Here is a 2,071-nt window from a genome sequence, read left to right on the forward strand (position 1 = left end):
GCGCGAGACCGAGCGACGGCTCGTCGATGGCGATCAGCGAGGCACGCGTCATCAAAGCCCGTCCGATTGCCAGCATCTGCTGTTGGCCCCCCGAAAGAAGGCCGGCAGGGTCGCGCAGCCGGGGCTTCAGGGCCGGCAGCTCGGTGAGCACGAAATCCATGTCTTCGTCGATCCCGTCGCGATCGCGCCGCAGATAGGCGCCAATCGCAAGGTTCTCGGCGACCGACAGCGATCCGAATATCTCTCGCCCTTCGGGCACAAGCGTGAAGCCAAGGCGCACGAGCGCCTCACTGCGCAGCCCGGCAGTCGGCGTGCCGGCAAGCGTAATCTTGCCCTGGCTTGGCGCCAGCACCCCGGCGACAGCGCGCAACAGCGTGGACTTGCCCGCTCCGTTAGGACCGGCAAGGAAGACGATCTCGCCTTGTCCCACCTCGAGCGTGACGTTGCGGACTGCGGTGAGCGGACCGTAGCTGACGCTGACGTCGGAGAGCGCGAGCAGGCTCATGCCGCAACCTCCGCACGCGCGGCTTCCTGACGCTCCAGCGAAGTGCCCAGATAGGCCTCGCGCACAGCGGTGCTGGCGCGGATGGCATCGGGCGGGCCGACGGCGATCTCGGCGCCGCTGTCCAGGACGTGGATATGATCGCACACCGAGAACACCAGCGTGATGTTGTGCTCGACCAGGAGCACGGCGACGCCGAGCTCCTCATGGATGCGTCGGATGAGTGCGCCCAGTTCGATCGCCTCCTGCTGCGACATGCCGGCCGCCGGCTCATCGAGCAGCAGGAAGGCAGGTTTCTCAACAATCGCGCGAGCGATGGCCGTCCTGCGCTGGTCGGCATAGGAGAGCGTGCTCGCGCGCCGGTCGCCGAGCGCGGCGTTGCCGATCCAATCGAGTGTGGCATCCGCCGCCTTGTCGGCCTGGCCCCGCGAGCAGCCAAGACCAACGGCGGCAGCCGCGACATTCTCATGCACGGTCAATGTCGAAAACAGCCGACCTGCCTGGAAGGTCCGGCTTATCCCGCGCCGGCGCAATTCGCTTGGCGCCAGACCGAGAAGGCTCTGGCCGTCGAGCGTGACGTCGCCGGCGGTGGGCGCGATCATGCCGGTCAGCACATTGATGCAGGTGGTCTTACCCGCGCCGTTCGGCCCGATCAACCCGATGACGCCACGCCCGCCCAAAGCTAGCGACACGCCGCGCAGCGCCTTCAGTCCCCCGAAGGACAGATCGACCGATTGGAGGGCAAGCTCACCCATCGCCCTATTTGTCCCAGAAAGCCACGGTGCGCTTCTCGAATGCGGCCCGATATTGACGCGTGGTCTTCGGCAGCAGCTCGCCGCTGCCCCAATCGAGGATGACGGCATGCCTGCGGATCGCGTCCAGCATGCCGATCTCGCCTGCGCGATAGCGCGTCGCGACGACCTCTGCATCCTCTCGTGCCCATGCCAGGCGATTGGCACGGATATGGGTGCGCTCGGCCCGCGTGGCCTCGTCGTCGATCTCGTATTCGAGGAGGTCTTCGTCGACGGCGTGGATGACAACGCCATAGTCGGTCTTTGCGCGTCCGACGGTCACATAGCCGTCGATCACATCCTCGCGGACGGCCCCCGGATCCCGCTCCAGCGGATCGCCGAAGCCCCCGCCGCCCGACGTTGGCCGGCTGAAGTGATCGCCAGGCCCGACCGGCACGTCGGAGAAGACCGCGCCCATCCATTGTCCTTTGTCTGATCCGGCGCGCGTCAGCGTGATGCCATGCGGCAATCCTGGCAAGCCGCCCTGAATGCCCCACACCACCGACCGCTCGCGATCGCAGATGTAGGACATGACGGTGGCGTCGACTTCGAGCATCGTGCCGCGCTTGATCACGCCGACGCCGCCCCGCCATTTGCCGGGACCAGCCGAGTCAGGCAGGGCCTGATACTCGTCGGTGATGATCGGCGAACCGCGTTCCTGGCCTTCAACGGGCTGCGAGCGCAGGCCGGTGCCGAACAGGAAGGTCGTCAGATTGCAGCCGTCCTTGCCGTTGCGCCCGCCCCAGCCGCCTGGCAGCCAGTCATAGAACATGAAGGT

General features: G+C 66.7%; 3 protein-coding genes. All 3 read right to left on the bottom strand.

Features of this window, described 5'->3' with window-relative positions; translation table 11 throughout:
• The coding region (locus EN742_RS32900) for an ATP-binding cassette domain-containing protein (protein ID WP_128333769.1) at positions 1-505 on the bottom strand (505 nt) is incomplete at its 3' end.
• A complete protein-coding gene (locus EN742_RS32905; RefSeq protein ID WP_128333770.1) occupies positions 502-1,257 on the bottom strand; it encodes an ABC transporter ATP-binding protein in 756 nt (251 codons plus the stop codon). The genes EN742_RS32905 and EN742_RS32900, both read right to left, overlap by 4 nt.
• A gap of 4 nt (positions 1,258-1,261) precedes the next feature.
• Positions 1,262-2,071, bottom strand: an 810-nt coding sequence (locus EN742_RS32910) for a hydantoinase B/oxoprolinase family protein (protein ID WP_148670444.1), incomplete at its 5' end; no start/stop codon positions are given.

Source organism: Mesorhizobium sp. M4A.F.Ca.ET.020.02.1.1, assembly GCF_004022645.1.
Taxonomy (GTDB): domain Bacteria; phylum Pseudomonadota; class Alphaproteobacteria; order Rhizobiales; family Rhizobiaceae; genus Mesorhizobium.